Here is a 561-nt window from a genome sequence, read left to right as displayed (position 1 = left end):
CCCGGCATTCAATGTAAACGACTCGGTAACGAAATCTAAGTTTGATAATCTGTACGGTTGCCGCGAATCGTTGGCCGACGGAATCAAGCGTGCAACAGATGTGATGATTGCCGGAAAAGTAGTAGTGGTATGCGGTTATGGTGATGTGGGTAAAGGCTGTTCTCACTCCATGCGTTCTTATGGAGCGCGGGTGCTCGTGACGGAGGTAGACCCGATCTGTGCACTGCAGGCTGCAATGGAAGGTTTCGAAGTAGTGACGATGGAAGAGGCTTGTCTGGAAGGTAACATCTTCGTGACTACGACAGGTAATATCGATATTATCCGTATCGACCACATGGAGAAAATGAAAGACCAGGCTATCGTTTGCAACATCGGCCATTTCGATAATGAAATTCAGGTAGATGCTTTGAAACATTATCCGGGCATCAAATGTGTGAATATCAAACCGCAGGTAGACCGTTATTATTTCCCGGATGGACATAGCATTATCTTGTTGGCCGACGGTCGTCTGGTAAATCTGGGATGTGCAACAGGACACCCGTCATTCGTGATGAGTAATTC

Annotated in this window: 1 protein-coding gene; it reads left to right on the top strand. The window is 47.1% G+C overall.

Going from position 1 to position 561, the window contains the following annotated elements; genetic code table 11:
- The coding region (locus AB5935_RS25980) for an adenosylhomocysteinase (RefSeq protein WP_368327872.1) at positions 1-561 on the top strand (561 nt) is incomplete at both ends.

Source organism: Phocaeicola sp. RTP21198st1_B8_RTP21198_201120 (assembly GCF_040929485.1).
Taxonomy (GTDB): domain Bacteria; phylum Bacteroidota; class Bacteroidia; order Bacteroidales; family Bacteroidaceae; genus Phocaeicola; species Phocaeicola dorei.
The sequence above is the reverse complement of the archived record's forward strand: the minus strand, read 5'-3'. Positions and strand labels throughout refer to the sequence as shown.